This is a genomic window from Shewanella sp. 433, assembly GCF_059338565.1.
In genome coordinates, this window is record NZ_CM181703.1 from 2001781 (window position 1) to 2019705 (window position 17925).

The window sequence follows — 17925 nt, forward strand, 5'->3', positions numbered from 1 at the left end:
CATGGCCAATGAGACTAACGCCCCCACTCGAGGTCGCCGCTCAAAAGTTGATCTGCTGCCCGATGACATTCGCAAAATCTTAGACGCTGGCTTGCGCGATGGCTCCATTACCCAAATGGAGTTGCTTGATGAGATCAATGCCCTCATTAAGGCGGCAGGCTTACCCGAAGACCAGCAGCTGTCGCGCGCAGGGATCAATCGTTACGCCACCAAGATGGAGGCCGTGGGTAAAAGCCTGCGTGAGATGCGTGAGATCACCCAAGTATGGACGGCAGAGCTAGGCGATAAGCCCACGGGCGAAGTGACCAAACTCATTTTAGAGATGGCCCGTTCACAGCTGTTTAAAGCCCTGTTAAACGAGGATGGGGAGGCGGCAGACGTTGGCATGATTAAAGACGCCATGTTAGCGGTGCAGCGTCTGGAGAGTGCGGCCATGGCCAGCCATAAGCGCGAGAAAGAGATCCGCAAGCTGTTTGCCGAAGAGGCGGCCACCGCTGCTGAGAAGGTGGCTAAGTCTGCAGGCTTAACCAAAGCAACTGTGGCTCAGCTTAAAAATGAAATCTTGGGGATCGCTTAATGTCTACTAAGGCCACGATTCAATCGGCAGCACTAGGAGTCGCGCTAGCCCTGGGGGCTAGTAGCGGGTTTGATCCTGAATACGAGGCAAGTTGCCTCCGCCGGTTTGACCCTAAAGAGGTGCTGCTGGGGTACCAGAAGCGCTGGATAGCCGATGAGTCACCGCTAAAGATCGCCGAAAAGTCACGCCGTACAGGTTTAACCTGGGCTGAAGCTGCAGATGCTTCGTTAACTGCTAGTACCGCCCGTGGTCAGGGTGGCACCAACCACTTCTATGTGGGCAGCAACAAGGAGATGGCGCGCGAGTTTATTGACGCTGCAGCCATGTGGGCCAAGGTATTCGACAAGGCTGCAGGTGATATCCAGGAAGAGGTGTTTGTCGATGATGGCCAAGACGGTAAAGAGATCCTTACCTTCGCCATTTACTTTGCCTCTGGCTTTAAGATCCAAGCGCTGTCATCAAACCCGTCCAACCTGCGGGGTATGCAAGGGAATGTGACCATCGATGAGGCGGCGTTCCATGATCGCTTAGCCGAAGTGCTCAAGGCGGCATTGGCGCTCACCATGTGGGGCGCAAAGGTGCGTTTAATCTCAACCCACAACGGCATCGACAACCTGTTTAACGAGCTGATTAATGATTCCCGTGCGGGTAAAAAAGATTACAGCATTCACCGCATAACCCTTGATGATGCCTGTGCAGAGGGCTTGTATAAACGCATCTGTCAGGTGCGGGGGATAGAGTGGAGCCAAGCGGCAGAAGATGGTTGGAAAGCGGCCTTGCTTAAAGCCACTGCGACCGAAGAGGACGCCTTTGAAGAATATGGCTGCGTGCCTAAATCGGGTGGCGGTGCTTACCTTAACCGCGCCTTGATTGAAGCGCGCATGGCCAGTATTGGCGACAGTGGCCCCGTTATTCGCCTAGCAAAAAAAGATGACTTCGGTCAGTGGCCAGAGAACCTGCGTGCCGCCGAGATTTTGCAGTGGTGCGAAGATGAGCTAAAGCCAATACTCGATAGCCTAGATCCCACACGCCCCCATGTGTTTGGCGAGGATTTTGCCCGCAGTGGCGACTTAACGGTGATCGATGTGGGCGAGATAGCCCAAGACCTGCACATCAAAGTAAAGCTGCAAGTGGAGTTAAAAAACATTCCGTTTCGGCAGCAAGAGCAGATCCTGTTTTATATCATCGACCGCTTGCCGCGTTTACGTGGCGGTGGTATGGATGCGCGCGGTAATGGCCAAGCCTTGGCTGAGTATGCTCAAGACCGTTACGGCACCGAGGTGATCGAGTGCGTCATGCTGTCAGAAGCCTTTTATCGTGAGCAGATGCCACGCTTTAAAAGTCATTTTGAAGACGGGTTAATCACCATCCCTAGGGATGATGATACCAGCACCGACCTGCGTGCCCTTGCCATTAACCGCCGAGGTACCCCATGTCTAGGTGATGTGCGTACTGGGCAGGAAAAAGATCGCCATGGTGATGCGGCCATTAGTCTGTTCTTGATGGTTTACGCCGCCACCCTCGACGGTGCCCCTATCGAATTTACGCCTATTCCTAAAAGTGATCATCGTAATCCCAATGCGCGTGCCAATGAAGATGACACTCAATCACAGCGAGGTTGCTGGTAATGCAAGAGAGAACAAGCAAGATTTTAGATGCCACAGGTCGCCCGTTTAAACAGCGTGATGCCAAGGCGCTGCAAACTGATGATGTGCGTATTACGGGGCTGCACCGTACCTTTAGTAGCCATCCGTCGAGCGGTTTAACACCTGCCTATGCTGCAGAAATACTGCAAGCAGCAGAGCAAGGCGATCTCATTGCCCAGTGCGAGTTAGCCGAAGATATCGAAGAGAAAGACGGCCATTTGTATGCCGAACTCGACAAGCGCAAACGCGCTTTACTTGGGGTGGATTATTACTTAACCCCACCACGTAACCCCAGCGCACAAGAGAAAGCCGACACCGAGTACCTGCAAGAGATGCTAGAGGAAGGCAACTGGATAAAGAGCCTGCTTAAGTCGATGGCTGATGCCATTTTAAAAGGCTTTAGCATGCACGAACTCGCCTGGACGCGAGAGCTGGGCGAATGGTTTATCGAGGTGCCAGAGTATCGCGATCCCTCCTGGTTTATGACTCACCCTGAAAACCGTAATGAGCTACGTCTGCGTGATGCCAGCCATCAAGGTGCAGAGTTATGGCCCTTTGGTTGGATAAAGCACACGCACCTGGCTAAATCTGGTTACTTAAGCCGTGGCGGTTTAGTGCGGCAATTGGTGTGGCCATTTATTTTTAAAAACTACAGCGTGCGCGACTTAGCCGAGTTTCTGGAGATCTACGGTCTGCCACTGCGCATTGGTCAGTATCCTAGCGGTGCCAGCGACGATGAAAAGCGCGCCTTGCTGCAGGCGGTAATGAGCATTGGCCATAACGCAGGTGGCATTATGCCTAAAGGCATGGTGATGGACTTTCATAGCGCGGCTCAGGGCCAAGCCGATCCATTTGACCTGATGATGAGCTGGGCTGAAAAGACCATGAGCAAGGTGATATTGGGCGGCACGCTCACCAGCCAAGCCGATGGCAAAAGCTCAACCAATGCCTTAGGTAATGTACACAACGAGGTGCGTCAAGAGCTGCGCGACTCAGACTTAGCCCAGCTGGCCGAAACCTTAACCCGTGATTTAGTTGCGCCGCTGTATGCCCTTAATTGCAAGAGCTATCAGAGCCATCGCCGCCACCCGCGTTTAGTGTTTGATACCACAGAGGCAGAAGATTTACGGGCACTGGCCTATCCGCTGCGGGCGTTCGTTAGCATGGGCATGCAGATCCCCCAAGATTGGCTCCATGATAAGACCCGTATTCCTAAGCCTGCCAATGGTGAAGCTGTACTGCAAATCCAGCAAGAAGATCCTAATGCTACCGCTGCAGGCCAAATAGCGTTAGCGGCTTTGGCGGCTCAATCGGATAAGGCATTGCCCCGCGACCCAAGCCAAGCTGTGCTCGATACAGCTCTCGATGCACTCACCCAAGGGCAGATGAGCGAAGCCTATATGGCGATGGTTGAGCCATTAATTGGTCAACTTAATAGCGAACCGGAGCAGCTGCGCGCGCGACTTGAACAAGACTATCCTGGCATGGACAGTGAGCAGCTTAGCGATATGCTGGCGCGCTTGATGTTTGTCGCCGAGTTATGGGGCATGGCTAATGCCTAAACAAAAAGTGCCTAAACAAGCTGCAATGGGCAAAGGTAAAATTGATTTAAGCATCGCTATTAATATGCCACCGAGTGATGCGGTGGCGTACTTTCGCGCCAAGGGTTATGCCATCAGCGACGATTGGCAAGATGTGTGGACTCGCGCCCATGCCCGGGCGTTTACTGTAGCCAAGGCTGCAGAGATGGATGTGCTGAGCGCGATAAGTAATGAGGTGGATGCAGCCCTAAGCCAAGGGTTAACCGCTAAGCAGTTTCAGGCCAACCTTAAGCCCCAGCTCGAAAAGCTGGGCTGGTGGGGTAAACAAGAGGTTGATGGCCGTGAGGTGCAGCTGGGTAGCCCGTACCGCTTAAACACCATCTATCGTCAAAACCTGCAAACCGCTTATATGGCTGGGCGCTATCGTCGCATGCTGTCACGCACCAAGACCCATCCCTATTGGCAGTATGTCGCCATCGATGACGGCCAAACACGGCCTGCTCATGCACGGCTTCGTGGCAAGGTATTTCGTTTTGACGATCCGATATGGGATGTTATCTACCCCCCTAACGGCTGGGGCTGTCGTTGCCGCGTTCGGGCACTCACAGAGGCACAGGTTAAGGCCATGGGCTTAACGGTAGACGCTGGTGAGGGCTACATCAACCGCTTTGATACCGAGACAATGGCAGCGAGTACGGGCGAATTAATCAATGTGGCTCACGCGCGTATCGATCTGCCCGACGGCAGTAGCATGAGTCCCGATTTAGGTTGGGCCTATAGCCCAGGTGAAGCCGCTTTTGGTACCGACGTGGCGGTGGCAAAAAAACTAGGGCAAGTTAAATCAATCGATACCCGCGCCCAGTTTATTCAAAGCCTCAATAATAGCCCTTTACGTCACGCACAGTTTGCCCAATGGGCCGATGAAGTGCTAGCCGTAAACAAAGATCTAAACCAAGAGCTAAAGCGTCCAGGACTCAGTGTGCAAGCGCTGGGGTTTATGACACCCTCGATACAAGCGGCGGTCACTAGCCGATTAGGCAAAGTGCCTGCTGCATTGCTGGCTATCACTGAAAAGTCACTTGTTAGCCAACCAAAGCGCGCCTTAACGCTGGCGCAGTATCGTATGTTGCCCGCGATGTTGGCCAAGCCCGAGGCGGTGCTATGGGACAACAAACGCCGCGCAGTACTGTATGTGTACCCAGATAGCAGTGATGAGTTTAAGGTGGTGATCAATACGGTCAAATACCACGATAGCAATGCATCGCCATCGGCACCGCATCAGGTTGATGCGTTTAAACTGCCATTAAGCCAGTTACAAAGCGGCGACTATGAGCTGCTTGAGGGTAGCCTCACTGCGAGTAACAAGCCATGAGTAAAATAGATATCGCTTTTGAATCAAGCTTAATGACTCAGGTACTTGGCGATCTGCTGGATAAGTTTGACGACTTAAGTGAGCCGATGAACGATATCGCCGCAATACTTGAGTCAGCCACCGAAGGCGCATTTGAGGCTGAGGCCGACCCCGTAAGCGGCGCGCCTTGGCCATCGTTAAGTGATAACTACCTCAAAGCCAATCCCAAACGCGTTGGCGGCAAGATGCTGCAAGCCAGTGCGGGGGGGTTAGCTGCCAGCATTAGCGCCGACAGTGGTGATTTTTGGGCGTCGATTGGCAGCAATAAGATCTATGCCGCTATCCACCAGTTTGGTGGCACCGACGATATGCCAGCTGGCCCTGCGGAGATACCTGATCGCCCCTACTTGGGATTATCACCAGAGGATGAACAGTTGGTGCTAGAGATCATTGGCGATTACTTGTTCGAAAGTTAAAGTGTACTTCTGCTTTGTTCGATTCTGGCATGCAGACAATCGATAGCCTTTTTGATATGTTCCTGTGGTTGAAAATGGTGGTATCGACGAAGCAGTGAGGCTGCATCTACTAAGTAAGGTAACGCATAAAGCTGTGAGTTAGATTGATTTGAATATTCCAGAGACAGCTGGGCAAACTGGAGGAGTTGAATTTCCAATGCCTTGCCTACATTTTGGACTGGATTTGAGTCGTCAGAATGGAAGAGTTCATTTAGCTGTATCCTACGATTCTTTGCTGTCTTTTCATTGTTTAATATGGCTTTATAGGTGATTTGGTTTTGATCAACTCTATAAACATGAGTTGCAAGATATTCATTGATAATGCCAAGTTGCACGCTTAACACGCCACGTAACTCATTCAGCTTTGCTTCTTGCTTTAAATGGGCTACCTGAGCTTCCATTGCTAGTCTACTTAGTGATGTCTCCTTTTTTTAGTCTCAGCCAGTTCTTGACGGGTCAGGGTTAGCTCATCACGCTGCATTTTGAGCGACCAGATAAGTAGGCCGACGGTAGCGAACCCGAGTACAGGATTCAGCACCCCGCCCACATAGTCACCGAAAGCACCAAAGTCTGCCTGGTTCCCCCAACTACCGTTGAAGTTGCTGAAATAGAGCGCAAGAATGCATGCACCTAGTAGGGAAAGCAGAATGATTAACCACTTAAATGATACGTCTTTGTTTACATCGGGTGTGGTCTGCTGGATAGCGTTTTGCTCTTGCTTTGAGTGATTGGTTGTCATGAGCCTTCCATGGGCAAAAAGTAGTAAAATTGATTTTACGTTGCTATCCAGCCTTAATCAAAGCTAAAACCTCTCTGAGGAGACTTTAGTTGTTTTTCAATGAGGAGCTATCTTAAGATAGAGATAATGACTAGTGCTAAAGTTTAAACAGGTTTTAAACAATGTTTGAGTTAGGCTTTGTTCTTATTTATCTCCATTTCAAAATAACGTAAGTTCAATGTATTCTTTTCAGAGCAACATAATGAACTTTAGAGCCACTTTTTACGGATTCATAACCACAAAATTCCTGATTTCGATTGCTTTCTGGTTGCGCGTGAAGACAAGAAACTGCTCTACGTTAGTTTATGCGGCCGTTCAGGTATTCTTATATTTTTTGTATTAAAAGAATGGGCTTTATTAGTAACTCAATGCTACTATAATGAGCTAACACACTAATTAATAAAGGTTACAGTAATTTATGGCAGTCCTAAAACAGCATGATATACACCAAAATTGTTGTTCATTTATATTAGAGACCACGATTAAGAAGTATCTGGAGCTTGTATCTAATGCATATGCCAACAAAGGCGGATTGCAGCAGCAGAGGCCCCCGCTTAAAACAGCTAGTGCAAGAGACATAAGAAAAAGAATGGTTTCTGATATTTGTGAAGGAGCTATTTTACCGCCTGTAGTTATAGGTGTGATTTCCCCTGAAGGGCTTTCGAATAACGATAGGCTAACTAGCCCAACATCTAAATGTTTAATGGATTATGTAGCAGGACTAGATAATGATTTAGTTACCATTATAGATGGGATGCAAAGAACCACAGCTATATTAGAAGCTGTTGAAGCTAATCAAGACACTCTATTGTCTCCAGTAAGGGTAGAGTTTTGGCTCGCAGATTCGGTTTCCCCACTTATTTACAGAATGCTTATTTTAAATACAGGGCAAATACCGTGGGATATAACTAGGCAACTAGATACAATTTATTCATCACTTCTAAAAGAAATTAAAAGTTCTGTAGATGATATGGAAGTTTTTACTAAGGACGATAACTCTAGGCGAAGTACCGCAGGGCAATATCAAAGTGGTCATATAATTGAGCTATATATGATTTTCTCTAGTAGGGAGGTCGACGTTGATGTGAAAAATAAGCTTCAATCTGATTTTTCAAGATTGAATATTATAGAGTCAGCGGAGCATAACGAGTTCATTGATTCATTTAAAAAAGTGTTGAAATTACTTGTTGACTTTGACAGGGCTTTTTCTCGAGCAACATCTCAAGGTGTTATGGCATTATTTGATGAAGCTGGGCAATTAACATCTGGATGGAAAGTTAAATCAGGTCTAGACATCTTCAAAAGTGCTCCTGCAAGAGCAGGTTTTATAGCTGCAGCAGCGGAACATATATTTGATGAATCAGGCTTTGACGTTGATTGGAGTTCTGTTCCTGAAAAAGTTAATGAATTGGAAGTTAGTCTTAGCAACTTTATCAATAAGATCAATTTGTTGACTGAACCTGAATTGATAAACTTTTTGAGTTTAGATATGCTGAATGAGAAGTTGGCAGTTAAATCAGGCAAGATTGGGGAGTATGAAAGAAGGTTATACCTAGCAGCATTTAGCTCCTTAATTAGAAATTCTCAACGTTTAAGTAATTTAAGACCGTGTTGGACTAAGAGATGAGCTTGTCTGGAATTCAGTGTGTTAAGAAATTTTTCCAGTTTTTCTCAAGTTGCTTAGATATAGGAGGGATGACGAACTGGCGACTTCAAACTAGTAAGTATCCGGATGATATAACTGCTTTAGCCTGTTTAAAAGTATTTAAATCAGAAGAGTTTTCCTTTGGTGTTAGAATATGTTGGGTTTACAATTCTAAAACAAATGAGCGATATATAGTTCTTTTGGGTAACGATTATCTTGACATGGATAGAATTAGGGAGGGAGTGTTAAATTATGGGCTTGAAGAGTCTTACCTATATCCTTCAATGATGCTTAGAATTGTTGGTGACGCTAACTTTTTGATTAGTTTAAAGGATGATCTGAATAAGGAAGATTTAAAGGTTTACATAGAAAATAATAGTTTGGATATAGACCCTGAACACCTTATTGAACAATTTGAAAGTGTTTGCGTTTTTAAATTGGTAAGCGAAAGCAGCTTATGGGATATAACTTCTTCAGCGCTATTTTGTTTAATTTTAACTTATAACGAAAAAAATCTTACTCTCGAACATTCAAATTATTTGTTAACCCTAAGTCGTAATTATTTTGTAGAAAACAAAGACTCAAAAGTATCTCTTGATACTTTTGAAATGGCAATGACGAGCCAATATTGGAAACACGCATTTTTGGAGTCATACAGAACATTGGAGTCATTGTACTCAATACCTAGAGCGCTTGATCTAAAAAGTAAAATATCTACTTTAAAGTCAGAGTCGGCATTATCAATAGCTAGGCAATGTAAAGAATCTCTAGGTTGGAGGAATCAAGAACTCGACTCATTAAAAAGGTTGCTTCAAATAGTGCTCATATCTAATGCTGATATTAATGACATAGAGTCATTTCCAGTAATTTTTGAGCAAATAGTCAAAAAATGTAAGTGGGATGAAAAGACACCTGAAGAAAAGGTAGAAAAAATAGCAATATTTATATATGGGATAAGGAATCAAAATGTTCACTTGGAATTGTCTCACGCGAGTAAAGCTATAGATTTATCAAGTCGTTATTATGAAAATTTAGTCACCATTTTATGGAAACTATCATTTGATTTGTATAAGAAATTGCATGAAGAGATTTAACCCCCGAAACCTTTCCAATCCGCTAGGCAAGCCACCTAAGCAAAAATGGGCACTCCAATGTTATTGAGAGTGCCTTTTTTATGTCAGCAACATCGACCGCTTTTGGTTTCGCCGCCCTAAGCAGCCAGCTAAACGCTAACACTGAAACCCCCTTTGTGGTGGCCGAAGACGGTTATATTCAGGCGCTGCCTGATGGCCAGTTTGCGTCGGTAGATGGTCGACCCGCCGATGTAAAAAGTGGCAAGTGGCTTATGGATGCCACCGCCTTTGCTGCGCTGCAAGCAAATACCCCGCATAAAGCCGGTGATCTGGTTATCGACTACGAACACCAAACCCTCAACAAAGAAAAAAACGGCCAACCCGCCCCCGCTGCAGGTTGGTTCGGTATCGATGATGTGCAGTATCGTGAGGGCGAAGGCTTGTTTATTAAGCCGCGCTTTACCGATAACGCCATCGCCTACCTTAATGCCAAAGAATACAAGTATTTCAGCTTGGTGTTTGGCTACGACACCACTACAGGTCGCCCTCAATATATCCACTCAGCCGCGCTAACGAATCGTCCTGGCGTAGACGGCATGTTGCCGTTAGCACAGCTGAGCGCCAATTGGCCCCAACCTAACAGCACCCATGCTAATCAAAGCAAAAACAAACCGGAGGAACGCAATGTGAACCCACTATTGAAAAAGTTATTGGAAGGACTAGGTATCGAGCTGGCATCAGATGCAGAAGCATTAACCGCTGAGCAAGAAACTGCCGCCTTAAGTGCACTTGATGAACTCAGCACCGCAGCGGCCAGCGTTGATGTTTTAAATCAGCGCATTGTTGCGTTGTCGGCTAACGCAAATGATGAAGTAAACCTTAGCGAGTACGTACCTGTTGCCACGGTGAACGCATTGCGCGACCAGCTGGCGCAGCTCAGTGCTCAAAACGGTCAGCTTACCATCGACCAAGCGGTGAAAGATGCGGTCGACGAAGGCCGGGTATTGGCCTGCGAGCAAGACTATTTGCTGGCACTGGGCAAGCAGCAAGGCATGGCAGCGTTAACCGCGCACCTTGATGGGCGTAAGCCGATTAATGCGCTGACCACCACCCAAACCACCACGGTGGCTAAGCCTGAAAAGAAAGACAACCTTGCCGCCTTGTCGGCAGATGAGAAGCAACTTGCCGATGCCTGGGGTATGTCACATGACGATTATGCCAAAGCAAAGGCCGCAGATAAGGAGCAAAACTAATGGCTGCAATTAATTCCGCCGTGCTGCAAGGGCTACGCACTATGGTGCGCAGCGAGTTTCAAAACGCACTCGCGAATGTTGAACCCTTGTACCTAAAGGTCGCCAGCGTGGTGCCCAGTAACACCAAGAGCAACACCTATGGCTGGCTGGGTTCTATGCCGTCGTTTCGTGAGTGGATTGGCGATCGCGTTATCAACTCGATTAAAGAGCATGGTTACTCAATCACTAACCGCACCTTCGAAAACACCATCGGCATTAGCCGTGATGATGTTGAAGATGACACAGTGGGTACCTACAAGCCTATGGTGCAGATGTTGGCGCAAGAGGGGCAAGAGTTCCCCGACGACTTGGTGTTTGAAATGCTCGCCGCAGGCTTTACCACTGCGTGCTATGACGGCCAAAACTTCTTTGATACCGACCACCCTGTTAACCCTAAGCATGACGGCACAGGTGTTGATGTTTCTGTGGCCAACATGGTCGATGAAACGGGCACGGGTTACACAGGTGAGCCGTGGTTCCTGCTCGATACCACGCGCCCATTGAAGCCGCTTATCTTCCAGGAACGCCGTAAGTTGGATTTAAACACCTTGTTTAACCCAACCGATCCTGCGGTGTGGACGGCAAACGAGTTTCAGTTTGGTGCTGATATGCGCTGTGAAGCGGGCTTTGGTTTTTGGCAGATGGCCTTTGCCAATAAGCGCGACTTGAATACCGACAACCTGTGGGATGCCATCGAGAAGATGAAAGCCTTCACCCGTGATGGCGGCAAGAAACTCAAGATCCGTCCAAGCCTGTTAGTTGTTCCAGCCAGCCTAGAGAAAACCGCGACTAAGTTGCTGACGCGTGAACTCGTTAACGAAGACGGCGCCACCGTCGAGAACGAACTGAAAGGCAAAGTCGAGCTGTTGGTCGTCCCTCAGCTGTAAGCACTGGTTAAACGGCACTGGGAGCAAGGATGCTCCCAACCTCTAACTGAACTAGGAGTAACAATGAAATGGCTAAAACGGTATCAACAATTCAAGTCCTTCTTGTGGTCTGTATGGCGCACACTGGCTACCGCCGTGCGGGCGTGGCGCTTACTAAAGGCGACAACCACTTACCGCTGGCCGATTTGTCGGATCAACAAATTGCGGCGTTTAAAGCTGACAAACGTTTGCGGGTATCGGTGGTTGATGTGGCACCAGCGCCGGGGAGTGTGGAGCTTTCAGACGGTGATAAGACATTAGGCGCCGATATTGCGGGTTACCTTGCTGGCGTGAAGGGGCTTGACGGCACGCCCAAAGCCATTGATGAGTTAACCGTAAAGGAACTCAAAGAGATGGCCGAGCAGATGGAGATTGCCGACTTTAAACCGATGAAGAAAGCCGAACTTGTGGCGGCAATTTCAGCGGTTCAAGTCACCGTCCCTAATCCTAATGAGGCAATCGTGCCCTCAAATGAGAGTGGTGAATAACCATGGCCCAAGTGATGTACGCCAGCTCAGCTAACATGCTCAGTCGCTTTGGCGAGCAAGATCTTATCTTGCTGACCGAACGCGAGGACAGCACGCCAGGCGAAATCAATCTTGAGGTGTTAACCCAAGCGCTCATCGATGCCAGCGCCGAGATTGATGGCTACATTGTGGGCCGCTACACCTTGCCTTTGGTGACGGTGCCAACCGTGCTTGAGCGTAACTGCTGTGATATCGCCCGTTACTTTTTGTACGGTGATCGTGCGCCCGAACAAGTAGAGAAGCGCTACCAAGCCGTGGTGAAGTATTTAACCTCGGTCAGTAAAGGCGACATTAGTTTGGGGCTGGCTGATACGGGCGAAAGCGCAGACCAAAGCGAGCTAACTGTCGTGGTTGAAAGCGCTGGCAGTGTATTTAGCCGCCAATCATCTAAGGGGTTTATCTGATGTTTGATATTAAAGATGACTACTTAGTGGCGGGCGATGCATTGACCGAACTACTGGCCCCATTGTTAGCCAATAAGACCTTAAAAAAGGTCTACCAGGCAAACGAGCTTAGCGAAGTGGATGAGCGCAGCCAGGTCACACCTGCCGCCCACCTGCTTTATATGGGGGATGTATTACCCGATACCGCCCAAGGCGGCGCGACAACTCAGATAAAGCAGACCTGGCTAGTCGTGCTGGCTTGCCGTTTATCGATACATGAGCGCAGTGCGGGTGAGTTACTCACTCACACATTAAGTGCCATCGCGGGCAAAACCGTGGTGATGGACGGCCAGACACTTGGCCCGTTCTTGCGTACTAACAGCCCTATAAAACCCCGTTTCAGTAAGAGCCATGGTTATTACCCGTTGGCCTTTACTGTGCAGTGTCGTTTTAACCCCAACCTAAAAGTTTATTGAGGAACTATCTATGAGTGGATTACTCGTTGCAGGCAACTTCTTTGTTGACCGCTTAAATGCCCTAGGGCAATCGACTGGGATCATCGGTCCCATTAACACCACTAAGTTGGCGGTGAAAACCGACGCCGATGAAAAAGTGCGTGGCAGTAAAAAGAAAGCCAACTATGGCCAGGCATTGAGCGTGGTGAAAATCGCCAAGCCTGTCGAAGTGGAATGGATGTTCGATGACCAACCCGCTGAGCTTATCGCGATGGCGCTGCTGGGTGACACCCAAGTGATTAATTCAGGCAGCGGCACCCTAACCGATGAAGCCTTAACCCTGCCTACGGGGCTGCGCTGGGCACAGCTGCCACAGTCCAACTTTGCGGCAGTGGGTTTTGATGTGAAAAAAGATGCCGCCACATTAGTGCTTGGCACCGATTACGAAGTGAACTACGCCCTAGGGCTAGTGCGTGCGGTTAAAGGCGGCGCGGTCGAAGCCGGTGGTGAGGTGTTGGTGACAGGTCAGCACAATGCCATTAGCGGCACGCTAGTCAAAGGCGGTATTAACGCCCAGGTGCGTGCGCGCATCTTTGGTGAAGGCACCAACTTAGAGACAGGTCAGCCGATTAAGCTCGATATCTTCGATGCCAGCTTGTCACCCACGGCTGCACTTGATTTTGCTGCCAGTGAGTTTGTGAGTGCCACGCTTGCGGGTAAGGCTCAATTAGTCGCAGGCAAAGATCATCCGTTTGAATATGCCGAGCTAGACGCCCCTGCGGGCTAACTTAACGACATAACCCTAGCTAAACAACGGATGTGGCTAAAGGGCAGTGATTAATATCTTGCCCTTTAGCGCCGCATTAACCCCTCTTTAAATCAGCGTTAAACCAGAGAAATAAACGAGAACAGCAATGGCCGATAAAACCTTAGAGTTAGCTCTGCGTATCGTGGCAGAAGCCACAGGTAAGCAACACATTGAAGCCTTGGTCGATGAGCTAAAGCGCATCGGTCAAGAGTCGGATGTGGCTAACCCTAAGACCCAAGCCCTTGCCGATGAACTCGATGGTGTCAGTGATGCCAGCCAAACCGGTGCTAACCAAGTTGATGAACTTAATCAGCGCCTTGCACCGCTTGATCAACAACTGGACCAGGTAGCCCAAAGCGCCAGCACCACAAGCAAACAAACCGAGCAGCTCACTAATGGCCTTAAGCCCTTAGTCACTGAGCTTAATGAGGTTGGCGACAGCAGCCAATCGACCAGCCAAAAAGCTAATACATTAGCCAATAAGCTCGATGAGCTGGCTAACCAGCAAGACCTGATCAACACCTTTAAGCGTTCACGCAACGAGCTGGAACAGCAAGAGCTAGCGCTCACCGCAGCAGCGCTTGGTTTGCAAGATCTTAAGCAACGCGCCAGTGAGACCGACCAACCTTTCGTGCAGCTTGCCCGCTCGATTGACACTGCCGAAAAAGAGCTTGAGCAGATGCAGGCTGAGCTAGCCAAGCAATCGGCTAGCCATACCAAGCTGCAAAATGCGTTGTCAAAATCGGGCATTGACTACAACAACCTCACTACCGCCCAACGTAAATTAGGCGCCGAGCTTGATGGCGCTGGCCGTAAAGTCGACAAGTTTGCCGGGCAGCTAGAGCTAGGTGACACCAAAGCCCGAGATAACGCGGCATCGCTGCGCGGTGTGGTTGGCCAAGTTACCGCACTGGCTGGGGCGTATGTGGGACTCGACCGCGTAGCCCAGGCGATTAAAGATGTGTTTGCCACAGGCGATCAGTTTGAGCGCCTAGGCGTGCAGATGAATGCAGTGATGGGCAGTTTTGAGTCTGGCCAACAGGCAACCGAGTGGGTAAAAACCTTTGCTCGCGATGTACCGCTGCAGCTCAATGAAGTTAACCAAGCGTTTGTGAAGGCCAAAGCCTTTGGCCTTGATCCCATGAACGGCACCATGAAGGCGATTGTCGACCAGGCATTTAAACTAGGCGGCGGTTTTCAAGAGGTCGAGGGCATCACCTTAGCCCTTGGACAAGCCTGGGCTAAACAGAAGCTACAAGGCGAAGAGATCTTACAGCTCATCGAGCGCGGCGTGCCCGTGTGGGACATGCTGGCTAAAGTCACAGGTAAGAACAGCCAAGAGCTACAAAAACTCAGTGAGCAAGGCAAGCTTGGTCGCGATGTGATGCAGGCGCTGATTGATGAGATGGGCCGAGCCAGTGAAGGCAGCGCCGCCGCGCAGATGGCTTTGCTCAGTGGCCAAGTGTCTAACCTAAAAGATAACCTCACCTCATTTTATAACGACATAGCACAGTCTGGTGCGCTGGATTGGCTCAAGGGGCAAATCAGCGATCTTAATGTTGAGTTTGCCGCCATGGCCGCCGATGGCCGTTTAAAGCAATGGGCGCAGCAAGTTAGCGACACCATAGTGACTATTGGCTCAGCAGTGCAAGATGGCGCTGCTATCTTGTATCACTTTAGAGATGAGATTGGTTTTGTCGCTAAGGCTTGGCTGGCGCTGAAAGTCGGCAGTTATTTTAGTGATGTGATCACCGGAGCCAACGCCGCCATTGGCGCGATGCGTCTTTATACTGGCGCTATCGCGGGCACCTCTGCGGCAGCTGAATCCGCCGCACTCGCCGCAGGAAAACTTAAAGCGGCCTTGGTCGCGGCTGCACGTGCAGGATTATACCTGGCATTAATCAGCGAGTTAGTCGAGCTAGCCCGCGTCTATCGAGACCTGTTGATTGCCGAGGAAGCCTTAGCGCGTTCACAGCGTGAAGCAGCTAGCAGTGCTAAACAGCTAGAGTACTCACTTAGAGACTTAAGTGAGCAAACTGGCGTGGCCTTTAGCAACATGGCCGAGTTCAATCAGGCCGTCGATGATGGCAAGTTGATCTATGACGATGCCACAGGTAAATGGATTAATGCCGCTAAGGCGATGGAGCAGGTTAAGCAAGCGGCGGTTGAAGTGGTTGAACCGATTAAATTAACAGTCGATGAAGCGCTTAAACTCACGCTTACCTTAAGCGAACAGACCAAAACCCTTGATGGTATCAAAGGCGGTATGGGGGGCTTTATCCGCCAAATCGATGCCGCTATTGCGCCACTGCAGGCGGCGGGTAGTGAGTATGCCGCCCACGTTAAATTGCTAACAGAGCTGCGCGGTAAATTTGAACAACAACAAGCCTATCTTGATGCCACGGCACAAGGCGCAGGTGCACTGCAGCAAGCCTATAAAGAGCTTGGCCTCACCAGTAGTGAGGCATTACAACAAACCAGCGATAAAGCTGAGGCGGCTTTTAATCTAATCAAAAACAGCCGCGAGCCTATTGAGCAACAAAAGGATGCCTTTAATGCTTGGGCTAAGGCTGCACTTGAAGCCGCCGAGGCAACAGGCAAAACGGTACCTGAAACCCTAAAAGCTGAAGCGGCAAACTTGGGGTTATCGCAAACCTTAGATAACTTAGTGGCTAAACAATATGGCTATCGTGATAGCGTCAAAAGCTTATCGCCAGAGCAAGTCAAGTTATCAAAAGAGCTAGAGCAAACAGAGAATCGGCTTAAGCAATGTCGTGATGTGATGAACAGCTCGACGGCATCGAGTAAAGATAAGGCTAAAGCCCAAAAAGAATTGGCACAGCTGCAAGGCCAATTGAGCGAGCAAACTAAGCAGCTCACCGAGGTGCAAGCGTTAGAGTCAGCTAATTACATTCAAATAAAAGCCAAGTATGAAGCAGTATCAAAAGAGCTGTTACGCCTCGATGATGCCTATAAAAATGGCGCGCTCACCGCTGAGGAATACCTTAAGCAGAAAGAGCGCATCATCGAAGTACTGCGTATTCTGCAACGGCTTATGGGTGGGCTTGAAGATGGTGAGCAAGATTTAGGTGAGCAAGCTGGCAAGACCACCAAAACCCTCGCCGAGCAAAAAGAAGAACTCGCAGCGTTAGAGAAAGCCACAGGCCGCGCGACTGAATATGTGAATATGTTTGCTGGCGCGTATCAACACCTCAATAAACAGTTCGACTTTTCTGCTGACTCGACCGAAAAACTTAAAGAGCGCCAAGACCAACTGACCACATCGATCATGCGTAATATGCAGGTGAATGGTGGTTTTTGGCGCGTGCTTGCTGAGATGAGCAACCAAGCCTTTATTCGTGAAAAGCGTATTATCAGCGAAAGCTTAGCGATACGAAATTGGACAAGCGAACTTGAAAGCTCAAGCATTACTCTTGAGCGGGTCAATGAGATCAGCCGTTATGCCACGCGGCAAATTCGTGAGCTAGGTGATGAAGAACTCAAACCACTGCAAGCGGCTATTGATGCCACCCGCAACCGTATCTTAGATCTGCGTGATGATATTAATGGCACAGTTAATAGCCTCAAAGATGAGCTAGACCAGCTCAACAACAACCAAACTGCGATTGAAAAACGCCGCTATGAGCAGCAACAAGCCGAGCTGCAAGCCCAGCTTGATGCCGCAAAAACCGCCCAGGATAAAACCTCGATTGACAGTGCCACGCAGGCGCTGCGCCTGAGTAAAGAGATCTATCAAACCAAGCTAAAACAGATTGATGCCGAGGCATCCGAGCGCCGCCAGCAAGAGCAAGCCCAGCCATCTCTGTCAAGTCGTGATACCAGCACGAGTCGTTCACCAACGCAGACTGTTAGCACGCGCAACACCATCACCACTGTGAGCTCTGGCCGCATCGATACGGTGCGCCTAGAGCTAGTGATGCCATCTGGCCAAGTGGTAAAAGCCGACGTGCTTGACGAGTTTAAGCAGTTGCTCTTTAGCGAGTTAGAACAGATTAAGGCCACCTCATGATCACCTTAGACACCATAAATCTGCCGCAATTTATTTGGCTTAACCGCTTTGGCTATTCGGCTTTTGTCAGCAATGCCGAATTTGCCCTCGATGGCTCGCAGCATGTTGAAGTGGCCAGTAAGCAAGCAGGGCGCTCCGTAGTGCTATACAGCGACGGTGAGCCTTTGAGCCTATTTAACACACTTGAGACTCACGCCAATGCAGCAGGTGCAACCGCTTTTAGCCTAGATATTAATGGCACTGTATTAAGCGTGATGTGGGACTACGGCGACCAGCCGATTAGCGGCGTGCCCGCCATCAATTACAGCGATGGTGATCCTGAGCAAATTGATGCCATCACCTTGAAATTAATCACCGTTTAACGCGCCATTTTTAACG

General features: G+C 49.0%; 17 protein-coding genes. 15 read left to right on the forward strand and 2 right to left on the reverse strand.

What is annotated here, in order from left to right; translation table 11 throughout:
* Position 1: 1 nt before the first annotated feature.
* Genes AC5YB1_RS08785 through AC5YB1_RS08805 form a run of 5 tightly spaced genes read left to right on the forward strand, consistent with a single transcriptional unit; the run spans position 2 to position 5591 of the window.
* A complete protein-coding gene (locus tag AC5YB1_RS08785; protein ID WP_494521523.1) occupies positions 2-577 on the forward strand; it encodes a DUF3486 family protein in 576 nt (191 codons plus the stop codon).
* Entirely contained in the window at positions 577-2205 is a 1629-nt protein-coding gene (locus tag AC5YB1_RS08790) for a hypothetical protein (protein ID WP_494521524.1), read from the forward strand. The genes AC5YB1_RS08785 and AC5YB1_RS08790 overlap by 1 nt, the downstream gene beginning before the upstream one ends.
* Positions 2205-3785: a DUF935 domain-containing protein gene (locus tag AC5YB1_RS08795; RefSeq protein WP_494521525.1), complete on the forward strand. Its 1581-nt coding sequence runs from the start codon at positions 2205-2207 to the stop codon at positions 3783-3785. Before AC5YB1_RS08790 ends, AC5YB1_RS08795 begins: the two co-directional genes overlap by 1 nt.
* Positions 3778-5136, forward strand: coding sequence for a phage head morphogenesis protein (locus AC5YB1_RS08800; protein WP_494521526.1), 1359 nt, complete (start codon positions 3778-3780; stop codon positions 5134-5136). The genes AC5YB1_RS08795 and AC5YB1_RS08800 overlap by 8 nt, the downstream gene beginning before the upstream one ends.
* Complete coding sequence (locus AC5YB1_RS08805) at positions 5133-5591, forward strand: phage virion morphogenesis protein (protein ID WP_494521527.1); 459 nt, start codon at positions 5133-5135, stop codon at positions 5589-5591. The genes AC5YB1_RS08800 and AC5YB1_RS08805 overlap by 4 nt, the downstream gene beginning before the upstream one ends.
* Here AC5YB1_RS08805 and AC5YB1_RS08810 read toward each other — a convergent pair.
* The gene (locus tag AC5YB1_RS08810) at positions 5588-6031 is read right to left on the reverse strand and encodes a hypothetical protein (protein WP_494521528.1); all 444 of its coding nucleotides are present in this window, start codon (positions 6029-6031) and stop codon (positions 5588-5590) included. The genes AC5YB1_RS08805 and AC5YB1_RS08810 overlap by 4 nt on opposite strands.
* Positions 6032-6042: 11 nt before the next feature.
* Positions 6043-6369: a hypothetical protein gene (locus AC5YB1_RS08815; protein ID WP_494521529.1), complete on the reverse strand. Its 327-nt coding sequence runs from the start codon at positions 6367-6369 to the stop codon at positions 6043-6045.
* A gap of 457 nt (positions 6370-6826) precedes the next feature.
* Here AC5YB1_RS08815 and AC5YB1_RS08820 point away from each other — a divergent pair, with 457 nt between their 5' ends.
* The 10 genes from AC5YB1_RS08820 to AC5YB1_RS08865 all read left to right on the forward strand — a co-directional run bounded on the left by AC5YB1_RS08820 (position 6827) and on the right by AC5YB1_RS08865 (position 17909).
* Positions 6827-8035, forward strand: a complete 1209-nt coding sequence (locus AC5YB1_RS08820; RefSeq protein ID WP_494521530.1) for a hypothetical protein — start codon at positions 6827-6829, stop codon at positions 8033-8035.
* Between the two features lie 2 nt (positions 8036-8037).
* A complete protein-coding gene (locus AC5YB1_RS08825) occupies positions 8038-9147 on the forward strand; it encodes a hypothetical protein (protein ID WP_494521531.1) in 1110 nt (369 codons plus the stop codon).
* 80 nt (positions 9148-9227) lie between these two features.
* Positions 9228-10379 carry a phage protease gene (locus AC5YB1_RS08830; protein WP_494521532.1) on the forward strand — a complete coding sequence of 384 codons (1152 nt, stop codon included), beginning with the start codon at positions 9228-9230 and terminating at the stop codon, positions 10377-10379.
* Positions 10379-11305: a Mu-like prophage major head subunit gpT family protein gene (locus AC5YB1_RS08835; protein ID WP_494521533.1), complete on the forward strand. Its 927-nt coding sequence runs from the start codon at positions 10379-10381 to the stop codon at positions 11303-11305. The genes AC5YB1_RS08830 and AC5YB1_RS08835 overlap by 1 nt, the downstream gene beginning before the upstream one ends.
* A 68-nt stretch (positions 11306-11373) precedes the next feature.
* Complete coding sequence (locus tag AC5YB1_RS08840) at positions 11374-11832, forward strand: HI1506-related protein (protein WP_494521534.1); 459 nt, start codon at positions 11374-11376, stop codon at positions 11830-11832.
* 2 nt (positions 11833-11834) lie between these two features.
* The gene (locus tag AC5YB1_RS08845; protein ID WP_494521535.1) at positions 11835-12275 is read left to right on the forward strand and encodes a gp436 family protein; all 441 of its coding nucleotides are present in this window, start codon (positions 11835-11837) and stop codon (positions 12273-12275) included.
* A complete protein-coding gene (locus AC5YB1_RS08850; protein ID WP_494521536.1) occupies positions 12275-12730 on the forward strand; it encodes a phage tail terminator protein in 456 nt (151 codons plus the stop codon). The genes AC5YB1_RS08845 and AC5YB1_RS08850 overlap by 1 nt, the downstream gene beginning before the upstream one ends.
* Positions 12731-12740: 10 nt before the next feature.
* Positions 12741-13496, forward strand: a complete 756-nt coding sequence (locus tag AC5YB1_RS08855) for a phage tail tube protein (protein WP_494521537.1) — start codon at positions 12741-12743, stop codon at positions 13494-13496.
* A gap of 127 nt (positions 13497-13623) precedes the next feature.
* A complete protein-coding gene (locus AC5YB1_RS08860) occupies positions 13624-17547 on the forward strand; it encodes a tape measure protein (RefSeq protein WP_494521538.1) in 3924 nt (1307 codons plus the stop codon).
* Positions 17544-17909, forward strand: a complete 366-nt coding sequence (locus tag AC5YB1_RS08865) for a hypothetical protein (RefSeq protein ID WP_494521539.1) — start codon at positions 17544-17546, stop codon at positions 17907-17909. Before AC5YB1_RS08860 ends, AC5YB1_RS08865 begins: the two co-directional genes overlap by 4 nt.
* Positions 17910-17925: the final 16 nt, after the last annotated feature.